21 protein-coding genes are annotated in these 22,126 nt (G+C 41.7%); 6 read left to right on the forward strand and 15 right to left on the reverse strand.

Annotated elements, in window-relative coordinates:
• Positions 1-2: 2 nt before the first annotated feature.
• Together htpG and Q4492_RS01420 are read right to left on the reverse strand one after the other, a co-directional pair.
• Positions 3-1,928 carry a molecular chaperone HtpG gene (htpG, locus tag Q4492_RS01415; protein WP_303415476.1) on the reverse strand — a complete coding sequence of 642 codons (1,926 nt, stop codon included), beginning with the start codon at positions 1,926-1,928 and terminating at the stop codon, positions 3-5.
• 121 nt (positions 1,929-2,049) lie between these two features.
• Complete coding sequence (locus Q4492_RS01420; RefSeq protein WP_303415477.1) at positions 2,050-2,763, reverse strand: DUF599 domain-containing protein; 714 nt, start codon at positions 2,761-2,763, stop codon at positions 2,050-2,052.
• A 132-nt stretch (positions 2,764-2,895) separates the two neighbouring features.
• Here Q4492_RS01420 and Q4492_RS01425 point away from each other — a divergent pair, with 132 nt between their 5' ends.
• Positions 2,896-3,216 (forward strand): DUF3301 domain-containing protein, encoded by a 321-nt coding sequence (locus Q4492_RS01425; protein WP_303415478.1) that lies wholly within the window; start codon positions 2,896-2,898, stop codon positions 3,214-3,216.
• A gap of 91 nt (positions 3,217-3,307) precedes the next feature.
• On the opposite strand, the gene Q4492_RS01430 is transcribed toward Q4492_RS01425, so the two are convergent.
• Both Q4492_RS01430 and Q4492_RS01435 read right to left on the reverse strand, forming a co-directional pair.
• The gene (locus tag Q4492_RS01430; protein WP_368389427.1) at positions 3,308-3,514 is read right to left on the reverse strand and encodes a cold-shock protein; all 207 of its coding nucleotides are present in this window, start codon (positions 3,512-3,514) and stop codon (positions 3,308-3,310) included.
• A gap of 226 nt (positions 3,515-3,740) precedes the next feature.
• The gene (locus Q4492_RS01435; protein ID WP_303415480.1) at positions 3,741-5,207 is read right to left on the reverse strand and encodes a YdiU family protein; all 1,467 of its coding nucleotides are present in this window, start codon (positions 5,205-5,207) and stop codon (positions 3,741-3,743) included.
• An 88-nt stretch (positions 5,208-5,295) separates the two neighbouring features.
• On the opposite strand from Q4492_RS01435, the gene Q4492_RS01440 reads away from it, so the two are divergent.
• Positions 5,296-5,622 carry an MGMT family protein gene (locus tag Q4492_RS01440; RefSeq protein ID WP_303415481.1) on the forward strand — a complete coding sequence of 109 codons (327 nt, stop codon included), beginning with the start codon at positions 5,296-5,298 and terminating at the stop codon, positions 5,620-5,622.
• On the opposite strand, the gene Q4492_RS01445 is transcribed toward Q4492_RS01440, so the two are convergent.
• The 6 genes from Q4492_RS01445 to Q4492_RS01470 all read right to left on the reverse strand — a co-directional run bounded on the left by Q4492_RS01445 (position 5,619) and on the right by Q4492_RS01470 (position 12,620).
• Positions 5,619-6,623 (reverse strand): class I SAM-dependent rRNA methyltransferase, encoded by a 1,005-nt coding sequence (locus Q4492_RS01445; protein ID WP_303415482.1) that lies wholly within the window; start codon positions 6,621-6,623, stop codon positions 5,619-5,621. The genes Q4492_RS01440 and Q4492_RS01445 overlap by 4 nt on opposite strands.
• Positions 6,624-6,715: 92 nt before the next feature.
• Complete coding sequence (locus tag Q4492_RS01450) at positions 6,716-7,303, reverse strand: DNA-3-methyladenine glycosylase I (RefSeq protein WP_303415483.1); 588 nt, start codon at positions 7,301-7,303, stop codon at positions 6,716-6,718.
• A 48-nt stretch (positions 7,304-7,351) separates the two neighbouring features.
• Positions 7,352-9,583 carry a phosphoenolpyruvate--protein phosphotransferase gene (ptsP, locus tag Q4492_RS01455; RefSeq protein ID WP_303415484.1) on the reverse strand — a complete coding sequence of 744 codons (2,232 nt, stop codon included), beginning with the start codon at positions 9,581-9,583 and terminating at the stop codon, positions 7,352-7,354.
• Positions 9,584-9,606: 23 nt separating this feature from the next.
• Positions 9,607-10,455 (reverse strand): mechanosensitive ion channel family protein, encoded by an 849-nt coding sequence (locus Q4492_RS01460; protein WP_303415485.1) that lies wholly within the window; start codon positions 10,453-10,455, stop codon positions 9,607-9,609.
• 3 nt (positions 10,456-10,458) lie between these two features.
• Positions 10,459-11,256 carry a hypothetical protein gene (locus Q4492_RS01465; protein ID WP_303415486.1) on the reverse strand — a complete coding sequence of 266 codons (798 nt, stop codon included), beginning with the start codon at positions 11,254-11,256 and terminating at the stop codon, positions 10,459-10,461.
• Positions 11,257-11,267: 11 nt separating this feature from the next.
• Complete coding sequence (locus Q4492_RS01470) at positions 11,268-12,620, reverse strand: magnesium transporter (protein WP_303415487.1); 1,353 nt, start codon at positions 12,618-12,620, stop codon at positions 11,268-11,270.
• Positions 12,621-13,087: 467 nt separating this feature from the next.
• Here Q4492_RS01470 and Q4492_RS01475 point away from each other — a divergent pair, with 467 nt between their 5' ends.
• Positions 13,088-14,047: a ketopantoate reductase family protein gene (locus Q4492_RS01475; RefSeq protein WP_303415488.1), complete on the forward strand. Its 960-nt coding sequence runs from the start codon at positions 13,088-13,090 to the stop codon at positions 14,045-14,047.
• Positions 14,048-14,074: 27 nt separating this feature from the next.
• Here Q4492_RS01475 and Q4492_RS01480 read toward each other — a convergent pair whose 3' ends face one another.
• The 3 genes from Q4492_RS01480 to Q4492_RS01490 form a co-directional block, all read right to left on the reverse strand.
• The gene (locus Q4492_RS01480) at positions 14,075-15,970 is read right to left on the reverse strand and encodes a diguanylate cyclase (RefSeq protein WP_303415489.1); all 1,896 of its coding nucleotides are present in this window, start codon (positions 15,968-15,970) and stop codon (positions 14,075-14,077) included.
• A 71-nt stretch (positions 15,971-16,041) separates the two neighbouring features.
• Positions 16,042-17,004 (reverse strand): ABC transporter substrate-binding protein, encoded by a 963-nt coding sequence (locus Q4492_RS01485; protein ID WP_303415490.1) that lies wholly within the window; start codon positions 17,002-17,004, stop codon positions 16,042-16,044.
• A gap of 234 nt (positions 17,005-17,238) precedes the next feature.
• Complete coding sequence (locus Q4492_RS01490) at positions 17,239-17,820, reverse strand: TetR/AcrR family transcriptional regulator (protein WP_303415491.1); 582 nt, start codon at positions 17,818-17,820, stop codon at positions 17,239-17,241.
• 161 nt (positions 17,821-17,981) lie between these two features.
• Between Q4492_RS01490 and Q4492_RS01495 the strand changes: the two genes are divergently transcribed.
• The 3 genes from Q4492_RS01495 to yghU all read left to right on the forward strand — a co-directional run bounded on the left by Q4492_RS01495 (position 17,982) and on the right by yghU (position 20,185).
• Entirely contained in the window at positions 17,982-18,521 is a 540-nt protein-coding gene (locus Q4492_RS01495) for a carboxymuconolactone decarboxylase family protein (protein ID WP_303415492.1), read from the forward strand.
• A gap of 82 nt (positions 18,522-18,603) precedes the next feature.
• A complete protein-coding gene (locus Q4492_RS01500) occupies positions 18,604-19,278 on the forward strand; it encodes a haloacid dehalogenase type II (protein ID WP_303415493.1) in 675 nt (224 codons plus the stop codon).
• Positions 19,279-19,318: 40 nt separating this feature from the next.
• Positions 19,319-20,185, forward strand: a complete 867-nt coding sequence (yghU, locus tag Q4492_RS01505) for a glutathione-dependent disulfide-bond oxidoreductase (RefSeq protein WP_303415494.1) — start codon at positions 19,319-19,321, stop codon at positions 20,183-20,185.
• A gap of 82 nt (positions 20,186-20,267) precedes the next feature.
• Here yghU and Q4492_RS01510 read toward each other — a convergent pair whose 3' ends face one another.
• A complete protein-coding gene (locus Q4492_RS01510) occupies positions 20,268-21,143 on the reverse strand; it encodes an AEC family transporter (protein WP_303415495.1) in 876 nt (291 codons plus the stop codon).
• Between the two features lie 81 nt (positions 21,144-21,224).
• Positions 21,225-21,974, reverse strand: a complete 750-nt coding sequence (locus Q4492_RS01515; RefSeq protein ID WP_303415496.1) for an AraC family transcriptional regulator — start codon at positions 21,972-21,974, stop codon at positions 21,225-21,227.
• Positions 21,975-22,126 lie beyond the last annotated feature (152 nt).

Here is a 22,126-nt window from a genome sequence, read left to right on the forward strand (position 1 = left end):
GCTTATGCGCTTAATTCCAACAGTAACTTATTAAGACGAGCAACATAAGTCGCTGGATCATCCAATTGTGCACCCGCAGCTAAACCAGCCTGATCAAATAAAACCAAAGCAAGATCAGCAAAGCGATCTTCATCAGCTTCTTTATCAAGTTTCTCAATCAACGGATGTTCAGGGTTTACTTCAAACGTTGGCTTGCTATCAGGAACCGCCTGACCTGCTGCTTCCATAATCTGACGCATCTGCAGACCCATATCTTGCTCACCTAACACTAAGCAAGCAGGTGAATCCGTCAAACGAGTAGTAATACGTACATCAGCTACTTTGTCAGCTAAGCTTGCTTTCAAGCGCTCAACTAACCCTGAAAGCTCTTTAGCCGCCTCTTCCTGAACTTTCTTCTCTTCTTCAGTCTGAGTATCATCCAGATCAAGCTGACCTTTAGTTACATCTTGGAAAGCCTTCTCATCATAGTTATGCAGCTGGCTCATCATCCAATCATCAATACGATCGGTCATTAGCAGCACTTCGATTCCTTTCTTACGGAAGATCTCTAAGTGCGGGCTATTTTTAGCCGTGTTGTAGTTATCAGCAACCACAAAGTAGATCTTATCCTGACCTTCAGGCATACGGGAGATGTAATCATCCAACGATACATTCTGCTCTTCACTACCCGTATGAGTTGAAGAGAAGCGCATTAACTTAAGAATTTTCTCGCGGTTAGTATAATCTTCCGCAGGCCCCTCTTTCAGTACCTGACCAAACTCTTTCCAGAAAGATGCATATTTTTCAGGATCATTTTTGCCTAATTTGATCAACATATCCAAAACACGCTTAGTCAAAGCAGAGCGTAATTTATCAACGTTTGCATCTTTCTGCAGGATTTCACGTGAGACGTTAAGTGAAAGGTCTTTAGTATCAATTACACCTTTCATAAAGCGAAGGTATAGCGGCAAAAACTCATCCGCTTGATCCATAATAAAGACACGCTGCACGTAGAGTTTTAAGCCACGTGGCGCTTCACGGTTCCAAAGGTCGTAAGGTGCGCGCTCAGGAACAAACAGCAGGCTGGTGTACTCCATATTCCCTTCAACACGGTTATGGGCCCATGTTAGTGGGTTCCCGAAATCGTGGGATATATGTTTGTAAAACTCCTGATACTCCTCGTCAGTCACATCAGATTTATTACGTGTCCACAACGCAGTAGCGCTGTTCACGGTTTCATCTTCAAGCTCAACAGCCTTATCTTTTTCCTCTTCGCCTTCTTCATCAAAATTAGGCGTGGCTTCTTTCTGCATAACAACAGGGATAGATATATGGTCAGAGTATTTACGGACTAAGCCACGTAGTGCAAAACCATCCGCAAAACTCTCTTCACCCTCTTTAAGGTGAAGAACAATACGTGTACCGCGCCCCTCTTTCTCTACATTGCCAATACTAAATTCACCTTCGCCTTCCGAAACCCAGTGCACACCTTCAGCCGCAGGCAAACCCGCTTTACGAGTGAACACTTCAACTTGGTCTGCAACAATGAAGGAAGAATAGAAGCCTACGCCAAACTGTCCGATTAATTGGCTATCTTTAGACTGGTCGCCCGTTAATTGAGAAAGGAACTGTGATGTACCTGACTTAGCAATAGTACCTAGATGTTCGATGACTTCATCACGGCTCATACCAATGCCGTTATCTTCAATCGTTAAGGTTTTCGCTTCTTTATCAAAACTGATGTTGATTTTAAGGTCACCATCATTTTCATACAGGGATCCATTAGATAATGCTTCAAAGCGTAATTTTTCAGCGGCATCTGATGCATTAGAGATCAATTCACGGAGGAAAATATCCTTATTCGAATAAAGGGAATGAATCATCAAATGAAGCAACTGCTTCACTTCTGTCTGAAAACCATGAGTTTCTGTACGAGTTTCGGTAGTCATTAACACTTATCCAATATATCGATTATTACAAGAAACAGTGCTTTGCTGACAAACAACAAAGCAACCTATGAAAACAATATTGGGACGTGAAAATTCATTTCAAGCTTCAAGCTCAGCTTTTTTAATCACCGGCACTCATCATTAAAGTTTTTAAGGTCGATGATTTAAACTCGCGTCGATACAATACGTAAACAACACCTGTACTCAGCGCCATAAATATCCACGGATTAATAAACCAACCAAGAATGGCCATACAGAAATAGTATGTCCGTAAACCTACATTGAAATTATTTGCAGCCATCGAGGTCATTTTTGCAATACGATTGGCATGAGCTTCGGTTTGCAGCTCAGAAACATGCTCTTCAGGCAAGGGGGCACCACCCACCATAATCGAAACAAAACCGTATTGTCTAAGGCTCCAAGTAAACTTAAAAAATGCGTATACAAACAGCGTAATCATTAACAGAATTTTAAGTTCCCACTCACCACTGGTCGCTTTAGACGCAAAAGGTATATCAGACACAACATCAATAACTTGCTGCGTAGATCCCAAAACCGTCATTAAACCTGCCAGAATAAGCATCGTCGTGGAGGCAAAGAATGAGACCCCTCTTTCAAGGTTAGCAATCGCCGTAGTATCTGCGATTCGTACCTCACGGGTAAGCATTCTCAGCATCCACTCTTTTCTGTACATATGTAACAGACTGGCTAAGCACGGTGTTTCATAGCTTTTTTGCCGTGCATAAAACATGTAACCTTTGAAGCAGACTAAAAACCAGACTAAGGCCAAAAGATTGAGCCAGCTTTCTTGAATAAACTGGTAAACCGACACCATAAGTAGAGCCTCAACATAAAATTAATCGTGCAATGTAATACAACTCATTGTAAAACAAGTAAGAATCAAAAGAATCTATGTTTTTAATTTGGTTCTTATTTTGTTCCACACGCGCTTTGGAAATTAGCAACAATGTATATAGATCTTCAAGCACTAATCATCGTGACTTTATTTGCCTACCTTTTTTATCATTGGTGGCAATCGCAAAAAGTAAAAGAGGTCGCTCTCAATCGTATTCGCAGACAATGCAAAGAGCTAGATCTTCAGTTACTCGATGATAATATTAATCTAAGTGCTTTTTGGTTAAAACGGGCAGCTGATGGCAAGATAAGAATCTGGCGTTCTTATAATTTTGAATTTTCTTCGACCGGTGAAGAGCGCTATTCAGGCCGAGTTACTACGTTGGGCTATCAAATAACGGATGTACATTTAGATCCGCATATTCTTCATTAAAATAAATAATGAAGCTCTGTCTATTACAAATTTCAGACACAAAAAAAGCAAGACCTTAGCCTTGCTTTTTCTTACTAGAACTTACTAAGAATTAGATCTTAGTGATGTTCTCAGCCTGTGGGCCTTTCTGGCCTTGAGTTACAGTGAACTCAACTTTCTGACCTTCAGTCAAAGTTTTGAAACCGTCGCCTTGAATCGCAGAGAAATGAGCGAAAACGTCTGGGCCGTTTTCCTGCTCGATGAAACCAAAACCTTTCTCTTCGTTAAACCATTTAACTGTACCAGTAGTAGACATAATGATAGTCCTATTCTTTCAGAGTAATTTTTTTTGCCTCATAAGAGACGGATTGTGCTAGAAGTGTTGCGATTACTTATGAAAAACAGGACGAGGTACTGATAAGACTTCGTAATGGTGTGCATAAATATACGTCTTACTTTCAAGCGACTTCCATTCTATAAAGCTTATTAAGCTCTGGTCAACGAAAAAAAACGCTTTTATTCAATAAAAGTGCAATTAATTTCATTTATGACGAACAGGTTAAGGAAATCCCCCCTGCCCACTCAGGTGGTGCAGCAGAAAAACGACTAAATTCAGTGCGTTCATCCATAGGATTACGCAGTAACATCAACAGATCATGAACCAAGGTAAAGTCCCCTTCCGTGGCCGTGCGAATCGCTTCTTCCGCCATATAATTACGTAATATATATTCAGGGTTAACCGCCCGCATCTGGGCACGACGTATAGGAAAACTGGCGACCTCTTGCTCAAGACGTGCCTCATAAGCGATTAGCCACTCACTTAAAGCCGCTGGTACTTTAATCAACGCCATTAGAGCAGCGGTAGAAGCGTCAGAACCATCAAAATCCGATAAGCAACGGAAAAACCTGTTCATATCAACAGAATAAAGCGCAAACAGCTTAAGCAATGAGATCACTAGCTCTTCATCAGCGGCATCTTGTAACTGCAGCCCTAAACGCTTTCTAAACTCTGCCAGCTCTGCTTGTTTATAATGTTCTGGATACTGATCTAACACAGCCACTACATCATCACGCTCAATTAAAGGTAACAAGGCTTGCCCAAGACAGGATAAATTCCATTGAATGATTGAAGGTTGATTTGCAAACGCGTAACGGCCTTGGTGATCATTACCATTTGCAACATGGCCTGGCTTGTAATGATCCATAAAGGTATAAGGCCCATAATCAAAGGTCTCTCCAATAAGCGACATATTATCCGTATTAAGGACCGCATGAACAAAGCCGTATGCTTGCCACTTTGCCACCAAAGAAGCACTTCGCTGCACAACCTCTTTATACATAGAGAGATAAGGTTTTTCGGTCTGCAAACAATCGGGGAAATAGCGTTCTAAACAATAGTCGGCTAAAACCTTAAGCTCATCATGCTGACGGGTATAGTAAAGGTGTTCAAAATGGCCAAAACGTATATGACATTGAGTGACACGTAAAACCGTTGCACAGGGTTCCATCATCCCATTACGCATAGCTAGCTCTTCACTACCCACCAATGACAATGCCCGAGTCGTTGGAATACCTAAGCCATGCATAGCTTCACTAATGAGATACTCACGAATACTTGAGCGTAGTACAGCTCGACCATCACCAAAACGAGAAAAGGCAGTTTTTCCAGCTCCTTTCAGGTGTAGATCCCAGCGTTCGCCTTTTTTGTTAACCACCTCACCTAATAGTAAACCTCGACCGTCACCTAACTCAGGGTTATACACGCCAAATTGATGGCCGGTATATTTCATCGCTAAAGGTTCACTGCCGGGTAGAAGCTCTTCACCGCCTAAATAACCAGCAATGACTGAAGGATTAACAGCGCAAGGATCAATATCTAGTAACTGCGCAACATCGGGATTAAAACCAATTAAAAATGGATTTTTAAGCGGTGTAGGATGAAGCCGCTGATAAAAAGTTTCAGGTAGACTAAGATAACTGTTATCAAAATTAAGTGTTTTCAGCGTTGCCATTGAATAATCGTCCTACATATAACGTCCTTTTACCCTATCATTTTAGTCGGGTATTATCATCCCAAATATTATGCGGTGATAACAAAAAATGAACGCAGAAGTAAATACAGAACCAAGCTATCAAGAGAGAATATGGCAAGCGGTATCAATGATACCTAAAGGCTATGTCGCTACCTATGGGCAAGTTGCCGAACTAGCGGGATTACCGCGTATGGCTAGAGCTGTGGGTCGTACCTTGAGCCAGCTACCTAAAGACACTCAACTGCCTTGGCATAGGGTCATCAATGCAAAGGGGATGATCTCTTTCCCTAGTGAAAGCGAAGCATATAAACGCCAGCGCTTTCGACTAGAAGAGGAAGGCATCAGTTTTATCAATGGTAAAATAAAACTGAAAAGTTACCAATGGCGCCCCTAAAGATGTAACACCGCTATCTTTAATGGCGACTGACCATCCGGTGATGGGAAATCTGACTCAGGTGTTAGGAGCTCTATATTCTGAATCGGTCTACCCGCTTTTTCAGCACAACGTTTTACCACATCAAGCCATTCATCCATTGGGACTTTAGCCACGTTGTTTGTGCATATAAGAGTCCCACCCTCTTTTGTCGCTAATAGAGAGGGCTTTAGCACACTCGGATAATCGCGAATAAGATCAACTGTACCAAAATGACTTTTCGCCCATCTTGGTGGGTCAAGATAGACTATATCAAACTGCTGTTGCTCCAGACGAGGGAAGGTACGCGGCTTTTGTCCACGACGAATGCGCTGTTTAACAGGGATACCAGCAAACTGCTTCACTGCAGTAAAAAAATCGCTTTGAATAAACTTGATCTGTTCTGAGTTTAAGTTATTAAGCTCTGAGTTTTCTTGGCCAATGGCCAAATTGCGTTCTGCAAAATCTACATTTACAACCGTTTCAGCACCCGCAATCGCCGCACAAAGTCCTACACCACAGGTATATGAAAACAGGTTAAGCACGCTTTTGTTCGCAGCATGCGCCTTGATGTAACGTCGACCGACGCGCATATCAAGGAAGAGAAAAGGATCTTGACCTGAATGTTTACCTTTTACCCGGTAATTTACCCCTAGCTCCTGTCCTACCAGCGTTAAGCTACGTTTATCATTAGCATCCTGCCGACGCGAGTTACTCGCACTACGATCGTTATAAATGATCTCTTCCGTAGAAAACAGTGCGCTGTAAAATGCCTCTATCTCGGCAACTTGTGTTTCATTTAGAGAATCATGAAAGCTTTGAATCAGAAGTTGGGGGCCGTAGCGATCAACCGTTAAGCCCGCCATACCCTCATTCGTACCATGAAAAAGCCGATAACAGTTTGTCTCTTCTGCATGAAGCGTTTCAAGTAAAGAGGCACGATTTTGATAAGCTTGCTGAAGTAAGGAGACTAAGTCTGTCATCTGATCTGCACTAATAAGGTAAAAGGGACTGCGATTCTACGTGGTCAAAGGCGATTAAGAAACGATAGAGATACGCCAATCATAAAGAGAGATTAGTGATCCCGTTTATAACACCAACACTCGGTTAGATGGTCATTCACCATACCAATAGCCTGCATATAGGCATAAATAATAGTAGACCCAACAAAAGACATACCACGCTTTTTTAAATCTTTTGAGATGAGATCACTTATTTCAGTGGTAACCGGCACCTGCTCAAAAGAACTCCAGTGATTAATAATAGGTTTATGATCAATATAAGCCCAAAGGTAATCAGCAAAAGAACCAAACTCTTGTTGAATCGCTAGAAAAACACTAGCGTTTTTGCGTGCAGAGTAGATCTTAAGCTTATTACGTATAATCGCTGCATTCTCGCGTAAAGCTTCAAGTTCCTCATCGCTCATCGCTGCTACTTTCAGCACATCAAATTGATGGAACGCTTGGCGATAGCCCTCACGCTTTTTTAAGACCGTATCCCAACTCAGTCCCGCTTGAGCCCCCTCTAACACCAGCATCTCAAATAACTTTTGATCATTTCGCTCAGGAACTGACCATTCATTATCATGATAATCTGCATAATAGCTTTGATTCGGTTTGTTACCGAAACAGCGCTTTTTCCCATCATAAATGGAAACGTCCATTTCACACCTCTGTAGCAACCATTTAACAACCGGATAAAAACGCCTAGCCTACTCCCAACCTATTGTTTCCATATACTCTTTAACACACGCGCGTATCTCTTGCGTAGTGTGGAGTTTAAGAGCTTTTTGTAAAACAGCATGCGCATCCTTACTATCAATCATCCTAATAAGCTTTTTAATTTTAGGCAGATAAGCCGCACCAAGACTCAACGTTGAAAGGCCCATGCCAACCAATAACACAACAGCTAAAGGTTCAGAAGCAAGTTCCCCACACAAACTAATAGCTAAACCAGCTTCTCTAGCGTTTTGAACCGCTCGATTAACCTCATGTACAACGGCTGGATGTAGGGGGTCATAAAGACTCGCCACTCGCGCATTATTACGGTCCACTGAGAGTAGATACTGACTAAGATCATTGGAACCAATTGAGACAAAATCTAGTTCTTCAGCCCAAAAAGGGATCTGTGATATAGCCGCGGGCACCTCAATCATACAGCCGACTTTGGGTGGATTAACGCTAAAGCCCTCCTCCTCCAGCTGCTCTAAAGCATTACAAACCAGTTTTTTGAAGGACTGAATTTGCTCTTTAGCAGACACCATAGGTATCAATATATTTAACTGCCCCTCCGTTCCCGCAGAGAGTAGCATGGAGCGAATTTGAGTCAGTAAAAGGTGGGCATTATCCAATCCAAAACGAATCCCTCTCCAGCCTAAGGCAGGGTTCATCTCATCCTGTATAGGGAAGTATGGGAGTTGTTTATCTCCTCCTATATCAAGCACACGCATATAGATAGGGTTTGACGGAAAAGCGGCAAATATCTGCGAATAGATCTGTATCTGCTCATCTTCTGTAGGAAACGCTTGGCACGTCATAAAAGGTATTTCAGTACGATATAAACCTATGCCTTCGGCACCGCTCGCCACACTGGGTTTAATATCATTAACTAAGCCACTGTTAGCCATTAGCTTTATTTTCACGCCATCGACTGTCTGTGCTGGTAACTCTTTAAGCTGCTTGAGTTGCTCAACCTCTTTACTGTTCTTTTTACCCGCTCTGCGATACTCATTACAGATAGCTTTACTTGGATTTTGAATAACACAGGCGTTATCCGCATCGAGTACAATTCGCTCCCCTTGAACGAAATGGTTATTTCGCCCAATCCCAAGCACCGCAGGGATACCCAAGGCATTAGCAAGCACAGCCGTATGTGATAGATAGGAGCCGTTCATACACACAATACCGGCAACAATACCAGTCGGGAATGTGGCTATATCAGTCACACTGATATCAGAACCCAATAAAATAATAGGCGTTTTCGGTAAATCTTTTACATGACTATCAACAGGACCGTTATAAATATTGAGGATTTTATTACCTAAATGGAGGAGATCATCAGCCCTCGCGGCTAAATAAGAATCTTCCATAGCCCTAAATGAATCGGCATAGGAATACAGAGCGCGCTTCAGTGCCGTTAAAATATTAGCACCGGACGTTACTTCAGACTCAATCAACACATTTAAAGCGGGATCTAGCAGTAGCATTTGATAAGCATCAAAAATACCGGAAATACTGCCATCACCTAAGCTCTGACCTAGCAGAGCTTTCTCTTCATTTAAACTAAGAACAACCTCCTCTTTAAGCGATTTCCAGCGTGCTAATTCCGCTTCGACATTATCACACTGACCCGCCTGAATCTGATCTAAACTCGCTGAGGAAAGTGTATACACTGGGGCCACAGCAATACCTGGAGCCCCTTTCACACCCTCAATGCGGAAATTTAATTGTTTTCTGCCTTTTTTTAAACGCATGACATTAGGCACAATTGCCGCTAAGTGAGCGGCAAGCGTGACTAAAAGTGCTTCATAATCTTCAGACAGCTTTTCTGCTCGCCTGTTTTGTACAACTAAACCACCAACACTTTCACCTTGTCTTACTAAAGGGACGCCACAGTAACTTTTAAAAGCTTGCTCGCCTGTACTCGGTATAAATTCGTAGCCTTTTTCTGTAGAGGCATTGGCCACGTTAATTAAGTGTTTAGATGTGATCACTCGCCCAATCAGACCTTTACCCTCACCAAGCGAGATAGGGTGATCAGCTTTCAAACCATGAGTGGCAAAAAGCGTCGGTTCACGTTTTTCATTTAACAGATACAAACTACATACATCGATAGAGAAGAGATCGCTAATGGAATCTACAATCAGCTTGATCTGCTTTTCAGGGTCGACTTCATTACTAACCCGGTTTATAAGTTTGGAAATCTGGAATACGACATTATCCATCTGATATCCCTTAAATTAACTAATTACTTAGTATTTGATTCTTTGTGTTGCTCAGCAGCTTGCACTAACTGGATCGGCAATGGCTTAGTATGCTCTCCCACATAAACACTGGTATGAGGGAAAGGTATCTCAATACCTGCCGTATCTAATGCCTTTTTACACGCGATTAAGAGTTCACTTTTCGCATCTTTTAGCTCGGCTCGTACTACCCACACTGACAGTTGCAAATCCACTGATGAGGCATTAAACATAGTTACAATACAGAAAGGATCTGGATTAACCAATGCACGAGGATGATGCAGTGCAGCCTCAAGTAAAACAGTTCTTGCCGCTTCTATATCTTCGTTGTAAGCAATACCAATAACAAGATCTACACGACGTATAGGAAAGCGTGAAAGGTTTACAAAGGTAGTTTTAATTAATGTTTCATTAGGCACACGAATCATTACATTATCAAAAGTTCTAAGCTTTATAGACAGCAGGTCAATCGCTATGACCTCCCCCGTAAACTCATTCAACGTCAAGACATCGCCCACTTCAAAAGGTTTTTCAGCGATCAAAAACAAGCCACTAATTAAATTAGACGCTGATGTTTGTGATGCAAAACCTACAGCAACAGATAAAACCCCCGCCGCACCCAGCAACACACTCATGCTAAAGCCCAGCTCTTTTAAACCTGATAGGAAAAAGAGCATAAACAGTAGATAAAAAATTAACATACTGCCCAATAGCTGGTGATGGGTACTTAATTTATTATCGCTCAACTTACGAAACAGACGTGAAGCTAGCTTGGCAATAATAAAACCAACAACAATAAACAGTATGGCCCTAAACCAAGAAACAAGGGCAACGCTTTGTAAAAATTCAGGCATCATTTATCCCATTATCAACTTCATAGCTGTACGAAGCCTACTGGATTGTTTTGAATCTCTAGCCGTGGATATTTTTTCACATCCACCCAGTTCATCCGGTGGTTTTTGTGACGTAACTATAACGGTTTCACCCGTTTCAGCATCCATTCGAAATCTAATCGATTCAGTCCAGAACCCTGCGGATTCTGAATAAAATAGACTCAACATATTTAAAGGTAGTGATAAGCGCTGAATGGTTAATGGGGAATGGCTACTATCATTAACAATTTCCAACGCGGTAATTGCACGGTGCTCTTTACGGCTCACTTGGCTTAATTCAGACGGTGCTGCAGTTTTTGTGCTGTAACACAACGCACCTTCTATGGAACTGCTACCGACCCAACTCATACGCGGTATAACTGCAGGGTATTCCGTCATCACTTTTTGCGTATCTATAGTTTTTAACTGTACCCATAAGGATGTACTAACATACAACACTACCCGCCCTTTAGGGCCTAATTTAATGGGCGTATCAGCATTCACTTGATAAGGTTTATCCGCTAGTTGTAGCTCGATATAAACGGATTCCTCCTCTGGACCACTATAGAGACGTTCTCCGACCTTAACCTCTTGAGGTAAGTCGTCTATTTTTCGTAGGGCTTCACGTAAGGCTGGCTTATCTCGGCTTTGATAATTTACTGCCGTAAGAAGCTCATTGCCATTTTGTTGTAAAAAGAGTGTCAGATCTCCCAGCGCCATGGAATACCACTGTTTTTCTTCTAGATTTAATTCTTGCTGAGCAGGCTGATCAATTATATACATTTTCTATCCAACTAAAGAATCAACAGAGTTCCTAACCCCAAGAACGTCACAAAACCTACAACATCGGTTACTGTTGTTAACACCACAGCACCTGACAAAGCAGGATCAAACTTTAATTTATCCAAAATCAAAGGAATATAAACACCCGATAGCGCCGCCACCATAATATTTGCCATAACAGCAATACCTATAACCAAGCCAATAACGCCACTATCAAACCAATACCAAGTCACCAAGCCAATAACAACCGCCCAACCCACGCCATTAAACAAGGCGATACCTAGCTCTTGCTTACTCAATAACCATGAATTTCTAAATGTCACCTGCTTAGTCGCTAACCCCCTAATAATAAGCGTCAATGTCTGACTACCGGCAATCCCTCCCATAGACGCAACAACCGGCATCAATACAGCTAAGGCCACCACTTGGCTCAGTACTGCTTCAAATAAACCTATAGTCCACGATGCTAAAAATGCTGTTAGTAAGTTTAATCCTAACCAAACAGCGCGTTGCCGTGCCCCTTTAAAAACAGGAACAAATAGATCAGCAGATTCATTAAGACCAACTTTGGCCATAAATTGTGATTCGAAATGCTCCCTTGTAATCCACAAAGCTATAGCTTGTGTAATACACCCCACAAGCCGCCCATCATTATCAACAATGGGTAAGGAATATTCGCCCGAATGCTCTAAAGTTTCGGCTGCGGTCATTAATGGATCACTCCCAAGCACGGGACTCGACACTGTTTCAATCATCCCTCGCACCATCCGTATTGGATCTTTCTCTTTAAGCAATACAGAGACAGGGATAACCCCTAGAAACAGCCCCTGCTTATCAACTACAAAGACCTGATCAAAAAGTTCCGTCGTTCCTCTCTTTAAAGCTCTGATCGCATCTCTTGTTTTTGCATTCGGCGGAATAGTCACTATATGATGATCGGCATAACGACCTATATGCTTTTCATCAAATTCCGCCGCACCTTGATACCAACTTTTCTGTTTGGAATCTAAATAACCGAATGCTTTTTCAATCAGCTCTTCAGTTAGGTTATCTGATAACTCAATCAGACTCTCAGCATCTAACGACCTTAAAATAAGATCTAAAGTGCTTTCATCTAGTGTTAAAAGAATAGAATCCCGCGCCTGATAACGCATACCCAAGAGCACTGAAGTTTTTTGCTCATCGGGAACTTGTTGCCAACGTGCACAACGGCTTTCAATAGGTAGCGATTCCAGTAATAAACTGATTTCAGTGGGTACTAGCTGTTCAACCGCATTATCAAAAACAACGGACGGGCTCTCTTCTGGGGTATTAAGTTGAGATACAAACCCTTCAAGATCTTCTTTTTTTTCTATTTCATTCATTCAAGAGCCTAAAACATCAAATAATTGATACGAAGTCATAGATATGCACACTTTGTTGTTCATCAAACAATCCTACGATCTAAAAAGTAACTCTATCTAAAGGATCAATAGATAAATAACGAACAGAAAACAGCAGGTTAACGGCTCTAATATTGACATTACTCGCTTTCATTTCATGACTCAATTTATAACCGAAAAATTACCCATTATTCTCTTTAACTATGTTAAAAGGGGCGTTTAACTGTACATATATTACCAATGGACTCTACAATTTAATTTTACATTCAAGCTAGCCCATACCCTCCATCTACAGGATAATGCCGATCTAGCTTGTATCTCTGTTACATCAAAAAACAGACGGTAAAATCAAGAAAATGAGAGCCTCACCACTTGAATATAAGCACAGTGCAGTGTGCTAAGTAGTGAGATTAACCATAGAACACAAGTCATATTTTTAAGGATAGTTCATGAAAGTTGCAATTTGGGGCGCAGGCGGAATTGGTTGCTACTACGGAGTAAAGCTACTTAACGCCGGTCATCAGGTTACTTTTATTGCACGAAGCGAACACCTGGAAGCAATGCAAACTAAAGGACTTAGATTGCAGCATTCATCTATCAATTTCCAGGGTCCTGTGAATGCACTAAGTCAGGCAGAGTGGTCTGATAAATATCAATGCAATGACTTCGATCTCATCATCCTCTGCCTTAAAAGCACAGCCACTGCAGCTGTCATGGATGAAATGGCCTCTTGGTTAAAACAAGGCAGCTGCCCTATTCTATCCCTACAAAACGGTGTAGATAATGAAGCGCAAATAGCCGCCGTTATTGGCCAAAAAAGAACGCTAGGGGGTTTAGCCGTTAGAATAGGTGGACATATTACCCAACCGGGAACAGTAGAGGCTGACGGTATTGCACAAATTATATTCGGGCAATGGCCGAACACTCAAAAGCCGACAGATACAGCTTTATTAAACACACTATATGAGATGTTTAGTGCGGCTGATATTGATATTCAAGTCAGTGATGACATCCGTCGCGAGCTCTGGCGAAAACTCCTAATCAACAACGGTGTTAATCCGCTATCTGCCCTAACGGAATTAAATACCCAACAGATAACATCAGAACCTCATTTAGGCCGAACCGTTTACAAAATGATGGAGGAAGCCGCTCAAGCAGCAAGTTATGACAATGTGACCCTAACAAAAGTAGATGTGGATGAAATGTTCACACTGATCAGTAATTTTAATGCGATTAAAACATCGATGCTGGTCGATTTAGAAAAAGGTAGGCCTTTAGAACAGGATGCCATTAGTGGCGCAGTCATTGAGCGCTGCCTAAAACTCAAAACCCCTGCAACGACAACAGAGCTCATTGATACATTATTACGGATTAAATGCGACAAGCTCGCTCAGATAGAAAATAACTAAGGCATCCAAACAGATTATAGATAGGCGTCACTTTGTAAGAGCTTTAGCAAACCCGCGACCTGATGCTTTCACTTCGTACAACGCCCTATCTGCCTCGGCCATCAATTGGCTCAAAGTCTGAATATCATCATCTAACTCGGCTACACCAATGCTTAAACTAAAATGAAGTTTCTCAGCCTCTATATCAACCACTTCAAATTTTGCTAGTTCTGAAATCCGGTTCGCAATCATCAATGCTGTATTTCTTTCAGTCTTCGGCATCAAGATACCAAACTCTTCGCCACCTAAACGAGCTAACAGATCACCTTGGCGTATATTTCTCTCTAGAAATGCGGCCATACTTTTTAATACTTGATCACCTGCATGATGTCCATATTGATCATTAATTCGTTTAAAATAATCAGCATCAATCATTAAAAAGCTTAATGACTGATTACTTTTCTTAGCTTGCTCAAAAAGCGCCTCGCCAAACTCTACAAAGCTACGGCGATTATATAAATGAGTTAAGCTATCTTTAGTCGCTAAAATTTCTAGCTGCTGCCGATGAGCATCTTTTTCGGCTTCCAAATTTTTACGGGAATTAATATCTAGATGAATCCCAGAGACCCTTAATGGGGTTCCTGCTTTATCTCTCTCCACCACTTTACCCTGCGTTAAGACCCAAACCCACTTGCCGCTTTTATGCTTCATCCTTAATTCATGCTGATAGTAAGCAGTCACGCCATCTAAATGATTTTGCAAAGCAGTTTCCACAAGTGGTAAATCATCGGGATGAACTAAACTACGCCACGTATCAAAGGTAACGGGCATTAACTCTGCTAATGTATAACCGAGCAGATCAGCCCAGCGATCATTAAATTGCACCTGCTCAATTTCAAAGTTCCAAGTCCACGTACCGACATGCGTAGCCCAAATCATTTCTTCTAACATGCTTCGCTCAATAGCTAACTCATTTTGTATATCCGCCAATTTTTGGTTACTACGCAATAAAAAGAGATAACCCATAATTAATGAAAAGAGTAAAGCAATAGCCAGTACTATAGACAACTTGTACTGCTCCCAAACATCTAACAGGGAGATAGGTAAATCATGATCAAAAGGCGGGAAACGCTGTGTACGCAATAGATGAGTGATGCTCGAATAGTTCGCAGGTATATCAAAACCACCGATATTCATAGCTACCGAGTACGCATCATCTGGCGTTAGCTTCAGCAACTCTGCAACTACATATTTTGTTACCTCATTATCAGTATAAGGTAATGCAGCAAAAGGCCATTCAGGATAAAGCGTTGTTGATGATAGTAAAGGGAACGACATTAAAGACTGCTGATTAACGATCTTAACTTGCTCGAGTAACAGATCTCCTTCCGTGACCATCTGCTCTAACACTCCCGTTCTCACAAACCCTGCATCCACATCACCCGACAGAACTTTTTTTACAACTTGATCATGGGGCATACCTAATTCAACGAGTTCGAGACTATCATGCAAACCTTCGAGCTGACTCTCCAATGCAAAGGCTTGCATCTGATATCCGCCCAAAGAAAAAGAGCTAACAATAGCCACTTTTTTATTCTGTAAACTCTCTAGATTGGTGATTGAAGCGTTATCCGCTTTAGTGAAAATAACGCCACCAAAGGATTTAATAAACTGCTCCCCTGTTTTATTTACCATAGTCAAAATAGGAGAGGAAAGCCCATAACGCTCTTGCAGGTACATATAAAAACTGGGGTTCGCCAATACATAAGCGACACTGCGATTTGATACTGCCCGCTCTAATTCATCAAAATAAAAAGCTTTGATCTTAAATGAATAGTTTGGGTTCTTACTATTTAAAAGGTTGGCCAGTGAATCCCACCGTTGGTTAATAACTGCTTTATCTCTAACAGCAAGCACACCAATAGTAATTTCATCGGAAACCATTGCTGACAATCCAGGACTATAGCAACAAACAGCTATACAGAATCCTAATAAGCACCTCGATAATCTATTTTTCATAGGCTAACAAAGCTCGGATCAACAAGGTTCTTAATATTCACAGGTTCCTTAATCAAGGCTGATTGCGTCATAACCTGTACTATCTCCCCGCCTACTCGATCGAGTTCTGATGGGGTTCCTTTCATTAAGCGCTGGTTATTCGATCGGTTGGGTAGAAGTAAGCCTTCGAACAAAAAAGGAATTAAATCCGGCTCCATTCCTAAACGAGGAGCCATACGGTATAGAGCATCTTCTCGCTGTACATCAAAATGACGCAGCGCCCTAAAATGTGCATCAATCAGATGGGTAATTTGCTTTCGCTTATGTAAAGCTTCTGTTTTTACCGCCAAAACATCTAAAATTATTTCCGGCATTGATCGGCTATCAAAGAGTTTAAACCCGCCCGCCATAATTAACTTTCTGGCCACAGGTTCGTAAGTGATAACGCAATCAACTTTTCCGTCCAGCCAAGCAGTCTCTTGATCATCTATAGTGATATCCACAACGGTAATATCATCTTTAGTGAGCCCGGCTTGATCTAATAGATGGCTTAATACAACCGCACCTACTGCTGAGGTTTCAACACCAATGCGTTTACCTTTTATATCGGAGAGTTTAGATAACCTTGTACGCGAAATAACTTGATCCGCGCCAGCCGATATATCTAAGATAGCGACAACTGTGAGTTCGATCCCTTCTGACCTAGCTCGTATCACTTCATCAAACGTTAAAGTCGCAGCTTCGACTTTACCTTCTTTGATTAATTCCAGTGACTCACTGGCAGAATAAGTATCTTGAAACCTTATCTGTGCAGTATCCACCCAGCCCAATTGATCAGCGAGATACATAAACGTATAACCGGGCCAAACATGAGTAGCAACAACCAATGGATCTTTAGAACTAGAACAACCATTAAGTAACGTGAGCAAAAAGATAAAACAAGCAGTAAATAGTCCCTGTAGAAAATTCCGTTTTTGCATATTTATCACTTAACGAGAACAAGTAGGATAAGTGTAGATTAATGAAACATAAAAAACAGCCATAAGTCTGACTTAATCATGACCCTTATCACATAAATAAAATTAACCTATACAAAAACGGCCAAATCTACACCTACTTCGAGAGGAGGACTACAAAAACCGACAGATAAATAGGTATAAGGCTAATGTGCAGAATTCTGTACAAAAAAATAAGATCGCAAGATGCTGGCGAATTTAATGCAAACGCAGAAAGGTATCTTCTATTAACTGATCGATACACGGATTATCTTTATTTGTCCGTATATAGGCGCGAAGCCCTATCAATTGAATCTGTAAAAACTGTGCCAAACGACGAGTATCGCTTGAGGAACTAATCTCACCTGCGTCCTGAGCACAAATAATCACAGCTTCCAGACCATCCTCCATCATATTTAACAGACGTTTAGATTCAGCTAAAAGCTCAGCATTATCTTCAGTAAGCTCTGACACAGTTTTAACCAACATACACACTTCACTGGGTGCATCATCTTGCTGCCGCTTAACAATCGATCTAATAAACAACTTAAGTGCTTCTAGTGGTGAGGAGGTTTGCTCTTGGCACTTTTGCATATGTCGAATATTAGCATCTGTATAGCACTTTAACGCCTCTTTAAACAAACCCTCTTTACTACCAAAAGCGGCATAGATACTGCCAGGTCGCATATCTATATGATCCTGTAGATTCCGCATAGATGTGGCATGAAAGCCTTTTTCCCAAAACAAGTTAGTAGCTTTCTGAATCACCACTTCCCTATCATGCTTTATTTGATTAACCATCGTCTTTCATCACCAGCTGAACATTTGTTCAAATTTTAACTTGAACATTCATTCAAGTCCAGCTAAGCTAGAAAAATGAACAATCGTTCAATAACATTAACCACAAAAAAATAAATGCAATTACGCACTATTTTTTAATGAGTACCTTTTCTGGAGATCATATGAAAACCTTTACCCTGCACACCATGGAATCCGCGCCTGAAGGCAGCAAAGCTCTTTATGAAACATCATTAAAAAACTTTGGCATGATTCCCAACTTACATGCAGTTCTTGGTGAAGATCCAGCAACACTCGAAGCTTACCAACGTTTACATGACCTATTTCAACAAACAGCTTTTGATGCAGCAGAACTAACTGTCGTTTGGCAAACCATTAATGTAGAACATGATTGCGCATATTGTGTTCCTGCCCACAGCATGATTGCTGATATGATGAAAGTTGATCCTGCGGTAGATCAAGCATTAAGAAATCAGACAAAAATGCCTACAGATAAACTGCAAGTACTCCATGAAACTACGCTTTCAATCCTACGTAACCGCGGCCACTTAACTACTGAAGAGCTAGAAAAATTCTATACTGCGGGTTATGAGCAAAAGCACATCCTTGGCATCCTGCTCGGCTTATCACAGAAAGTTATCAGCAACTACACTAACCATATCGCTAAAACACCCGTTGACGAAATGTTCAAAGCCTTTGTTTAACAGCGATAATTAAACCTAGTCGATTCATTCAGAGTATTTCACAAAAGCAGTCTGTGGAATGCTCTTAAAAGGTGGGACAGGCATGATACAACAATCAATCGGTTTTGATGTTTATGGAACCCTTGTTGACCCTGTTGATATGGGCCAACACTTAGAGCAACTCATCGGCACTAAGGCAAAAGCCTTTGGTCAGCTATGGCATGATAAGAAAGTAGAGTACGCCTTCCGTCGTGCTTTAATGCAACAGTACGAAGACTTTAGTGTTTGTACGTTACAAGCATTACGCTACTGCATGGCCACCTTTAATATCGCATTAACTGAAGATGAGCAACGCCATTTAGTAAGCGAGTTTGCAAACCTTAAAGCCTTTGATGATGTTATTCCCGGCCTAATTAAACTGCAGGAAAAAAAACACCTGTTATCTGCTTTTTCCAATGGCCCGGAAATCGCTGTTCGCAAACTACTTAACAATGCATCCGTATTACCCCTTTTAGACCATGTTATCAGCGTAGATGACCTAAATACCTATAAACCGAATCCTCAGGTCTATCAATATTTAATGAAACGTACCCAAGCCAACACAGAAAATAGCTGGATGGTGTCTAGCAATCCTTGGGATGTGATTGGCGGGAAAGCCGCTGGCTTAAAAGCCGCGTGGATAAAACGAGACGCAGGAAAGATCTTTGACCCTTGGGATATTGAACCTGACCTAATCGTCAAAGATTTAGTCGAGTTAAGCGAAGAAATAGACGCTTAATTTAAAAAATAATGCTTCATAACTCCTCAGTAAAATTAATATGACAAATACATATACGCCACCAAAAGTTTGGCAGTTTGATGAAGAAAGCGGCGGAACTTGGGCTAAAGTCAATCGCCCTGTGTCTGGCGCTACACATTCTGCAGAACTCCCCATAGGCGAGCACCCTTTTCAGCTTTATTCAATAGCTACACCCAACGGCCAGAAAGTGACCATCATGCTTGAAGAGCTATTAGCTTTAGGCGTCACCGATGCAGAATATGATGCTCACCTAATCAATATTGGTGAAGGGGATCAGTTTTCCTCTGGCTTTGTCGCCGTAAACCCTAACTCAAAAATCCCTGCATTAATGGATCACTCAGAAAGCAACTCTTCCACTAGAGTGTTCGAATCTGGAGCGATTCTGTTATACCTCGCAGAGAAATTTGGCAAGCTGCTATCCAAGAATGTAACAGAGCGTACAGAAGTACTTAATTGGCTCTTCTGGTTACAAGGTTCAGCCCCTTACCTTGGCGGCGGATTCGGTCACTTTTACGCTTATGCGCCAGAAAAGTTTGAATACCCTATCAACCGTTTCACTATGGAAGTGAAACGTCAACTCGATCTGCTCGACAAGCAACTAGCGGACAACAAGTTTATCGCAGGAGACAGCTACACCATTGCAGATATAGCCATTTGGCCTTGGTACGGTAATCTTGTACTCGGCAAGCAATATGATGCGGGGGAATTTCTCGAGGTAGATAGCTACCAACATGTAAAACGCTGGGCTGAAGAGATTTCACAACGTCCTGCCGTTCAACGGGGTCGAATCGTCAATAGAACCTGGGGAGAGCCTTGGGAAAATCTAGCCAATCGGCATAACGCCTCTGACATCGACCAAGTTTTAAAGCTAAAACCTAAGGTCTAGTTAAGGTGCAGTCAGCCCCATCACAGACACCGAGGGGCACAAAACCTCCACTAAACCCTCTATCTATATAGGTAGAGGATTTTTACAGCACATACCAAAGTAACATTGGCAGTGAAGCAAAGCCCATAAAGGTCGATACAATAACCAACCCAGCCACCTCTTGTGGCCTTTGATCATAGAGCTGCGCAAACAGATAACTAAAGACAGCAGCAGGCAGAGAGCACTGTAGAATAACTACGCCTGCAGCGGCGCCACTTAGCCCCATTCCCCAGACAATACCTAGTCCAACACCAACGCCCATTCCTAATCTTAAAAAAGACAAGCCAAAGGCCGTTTTCAGGCCTCTAATTTTAAGACTGGCAAGGGAAACCCCCAGTGTAAACAACATCAAAGGTATTGTTAGATCACCAATCAACTTCGTTGTATTAAATAACCATTTAGGCACAGTAAGACCGGTAAATAAAAACACAGACGCCAATAAGGTGGCAGGGATAATAGGCATCTTCAGCAGAGACATTAACGTGAATTTACCAGAAACAAAAGCAACCCCAACAGTTAGCTGCAACACTACATACACAGTGAAAAATGCAATCGCTAAAGCCAACCCCTCATCCCCAAAAGCAAGCAAGCAAAGGGGCAGGCCCACGTTACCCACATTAGGCCAACTCAAGGCCTGTAGGAAAGCACGGTGAGGTAGCTTAAGAAGGGCAAGGATAGTCCCCCCAATCATAACAAAAGAAAGATTGGCAATAAGTGCAGAGAGGCCCATTTTCCATAAATGAGATATTTCCAACTCCACTGTTGCTAAAGCATAAAAGACTAAACTAGGGGTGCCAAAATAGGTGACTATAGATGTCACCAATCCGGTATCAAAATCTTTACCACTCTTCGACCAACCATAGCCAATAGCTACACAGACAAAGACGGGCGCTAGAATGGAAAAAATTTCTGAAAACATAAATCTACAACCTAAGACGTTTTAACAAATTAAATTTAAGCCGTTAAGAATAATATCTAACAGCCTTAGCGCAACTAAAACTCAACGTGCCTGCAATCGGTATTGCGAAGGCGTACAGTGAAAGTGCTTACTAAAAGCTCGACTAAGCGCTTCCTGACTTCTGTAGCCATAACGGGAAGCAACCGCCTTAACACGCTCACCCCTTTCCAGATCTTTACGCACTAAAGCTAAGCGCCACTCCCGAAGATACTGAGCTGGATTCTGGCCAACACAGGTTTTAAAACACTCCATAAATTGGCTTCTAGATAATCCAGCAATATCAGCAAGATCTTCGATATGCCATTCAAATTCAGGACGCTCATGAATTGCCACAATCGCCTTACAAATCCGATCATCCGCCAAACCAGCAATCAGCCCCGTTTTCTCAATATCTGATTGAATCGCATGCCTTAATAAAATAACGACCAAGACCTCAAACAAACGCTGGATAGTCGTTGCACGGCCACAACGCGCCTCAACAATCTCACTCAAGATTAGCTGACTAAGGTCTTGAATTGAACGCGCTTGATCAACAGCTAAAACGATCTTCTTAGGTAGAGCCTGCACAAGAGGGTTCGCCTCGCCCCCCATATCAATTGACGCTGCGACAATCAGCTCATCCCTAGTCGAGTGAACCACTTCTGACTTGAGAGGCCAAAACTCTATACGCCTAATCTCCCCGCTTTCAACACAGCCGAATAGAAATAGATTCGCAGCGCTTAAATCGTTAACAATATCTGCCCTCAAATCAAAGCGAGATATCAATGCAGAAAGACGATCCGGTTTACTCATTGAGGATTTAATACCTACTAAAAGCCAAACAATACCGGACTATAAGTCATACAAAAGAGACTTTTCAAGACAATTTATCCATTATTATATAAATCTAATCACTGAAGTTGTGATAAATAACCAATATGACTCACGAATCAACTTAGCCTTAG

Source organism: Neptuniibacter sp. 1_MG-2023 (assembly GCF_030547185.1).
Lineage (GTDB): Bacteria > Pseudomonadota > Gammaproteobacteria > Pseudomonadales > Balneatricaceae > Neptuniibacter.

Bases quoted from the DNA above. Each gene is read 5' to 3' on its own strand.
- Q4492_RS01450 (WP_303415483.1), bottom strand. From the start codon at position 7,303: ATGGACGTTTCCATTTATGATGGGAAAAAGCGCTGTTTCGGTAACAAA.
- Q4492_RS01510 (WP_303415495.1), bottom strand. From the start codon at position 21,143: ATGTTTTCAGAAATTTTTTCCATTCTAGCGCCCGTCTTTGTCTGTGTA.
- Q4492_RS01470 (WP_303415487.1), bottom strand. From the start codon at position 12,620: ATGAATGAAATAGAAAAAAAAGAAGATCTTGAAGGGTTTGTATCTCAA.
- Q4492_RS01490 (WP_303415491.1), bottom strand. From the start codon at position 17,820: ATGGTTAATCAAATAAAGCATGATAGGGAAGTGGTGATTCAGAAAGCT.
- Q4492_RS01420 (WP_303415477.1), bottom strand. From the start codon at position 2,763: ATGGTGTCGGTTTACCAGTTTATTCAAGAAAGCTGGCTCAATCTTTTG.
- Q4492_RS01515 (WP_303415496.1), bottom strand. From the start codon at position 21,974: ATGAGTAAACCGGATCGTCTTTCTGCATTGATATCTCGCTTTGATTTG.
- Q4492_RS01460 (WP_303415485.1), bottom strand. From the start codon at position 10,455: ATGCCTGAATTTTTACAAAGCGTTGCCCTTGTTTCTTGGTTTAGGGCC.
- Q4492_RS01500 (WP_303415493.1), top strand. From the start codon at position 18,604: ATGATACAACAATCAATCGGTTTTGATGTTTATGGAACCCTTGTTGAC.
- Q4492_RS01440 (WP_303415481.1), top strand. From the start codon at position 5,296: ATGAACGCAGAAGTAAATACAGAACCAAGCTATCAAGAGAGAATATGG.
- Q4492_RS01465 (WP_303415486.1), bottom strand. From the start codon at position 11,256: ATGTATATAATTGATCAGCCTGCTCAGCAAGAATTAAATCTAGAAGAA.
- Q4492_RS01495 (WP_303415492.1), top strand. From the start codon at position 17,982: ATGAAAACCTTTACCCTGCACACCATGGAATCCGCGCCTGAAGGCAGC.
- Q4492_RS01480 (WP_303415489.1), bottom strand. From the start codon at position 15,970: ATGGTTTCCGATGAAATTACTATTGGTGTGCTTGCTGTTAGAGATAAA.
- ptsP (WP_303415484.1), bottom strand. From the start codon at position 9,583: ATGGATAATGTCGTATTCCAGATTTCCAAACTTATAAACCGGGTTAGT.
- Q4492_RS01425 (WP_303415478.1), top strand. From the start codon at position 2,896: ATGTATATAGATCTTCAAGCACTAATCATCGTGACTTTATTTGCCTAC.
- Q4492_RS01445 (WP_303415482.1), bottom strand. From the start codon at position 6,623: ATGACAGACTTAGTCTCCTTACTTCAGCAAGCTTATCAAAATCGTGCC.
- yghU (WP_303415494.1), top strand. From the start codon at position 19,319: ATGACAAATACATATACGCCACCAAAAGTTTGGCAGTTTGATGAAGAA.
- htpG (WP_303415476.1), bottom strand. From the start codon at position 1,928: ATGACTACCGAAACTCGTACAGAAACTCATGGTTTTCAGACAGAAGTG.
- Q4492_RS01435 (WP_303415480.1), bottom strand. From the start codon at position 5,207: ATGGCAACGCTGAAAACACTTAATTTTGATAACAGTTATCTTAGTCTA.
- Q4492_RS01485 (WP_303415490.1), bottom strand. From the start codon at position 17,004: ATGCAAAAACGGAATTTTCTACAGGGACTATTTACTGCTTGTTTTATC.
- Q4492_RS01475 (WP_303415488.1), top strand. From the start codon at position 13,088: ATGAAAGTTGCAATTTGGGGCGCAGGCGGAATTGGTTGCTACTACGGA.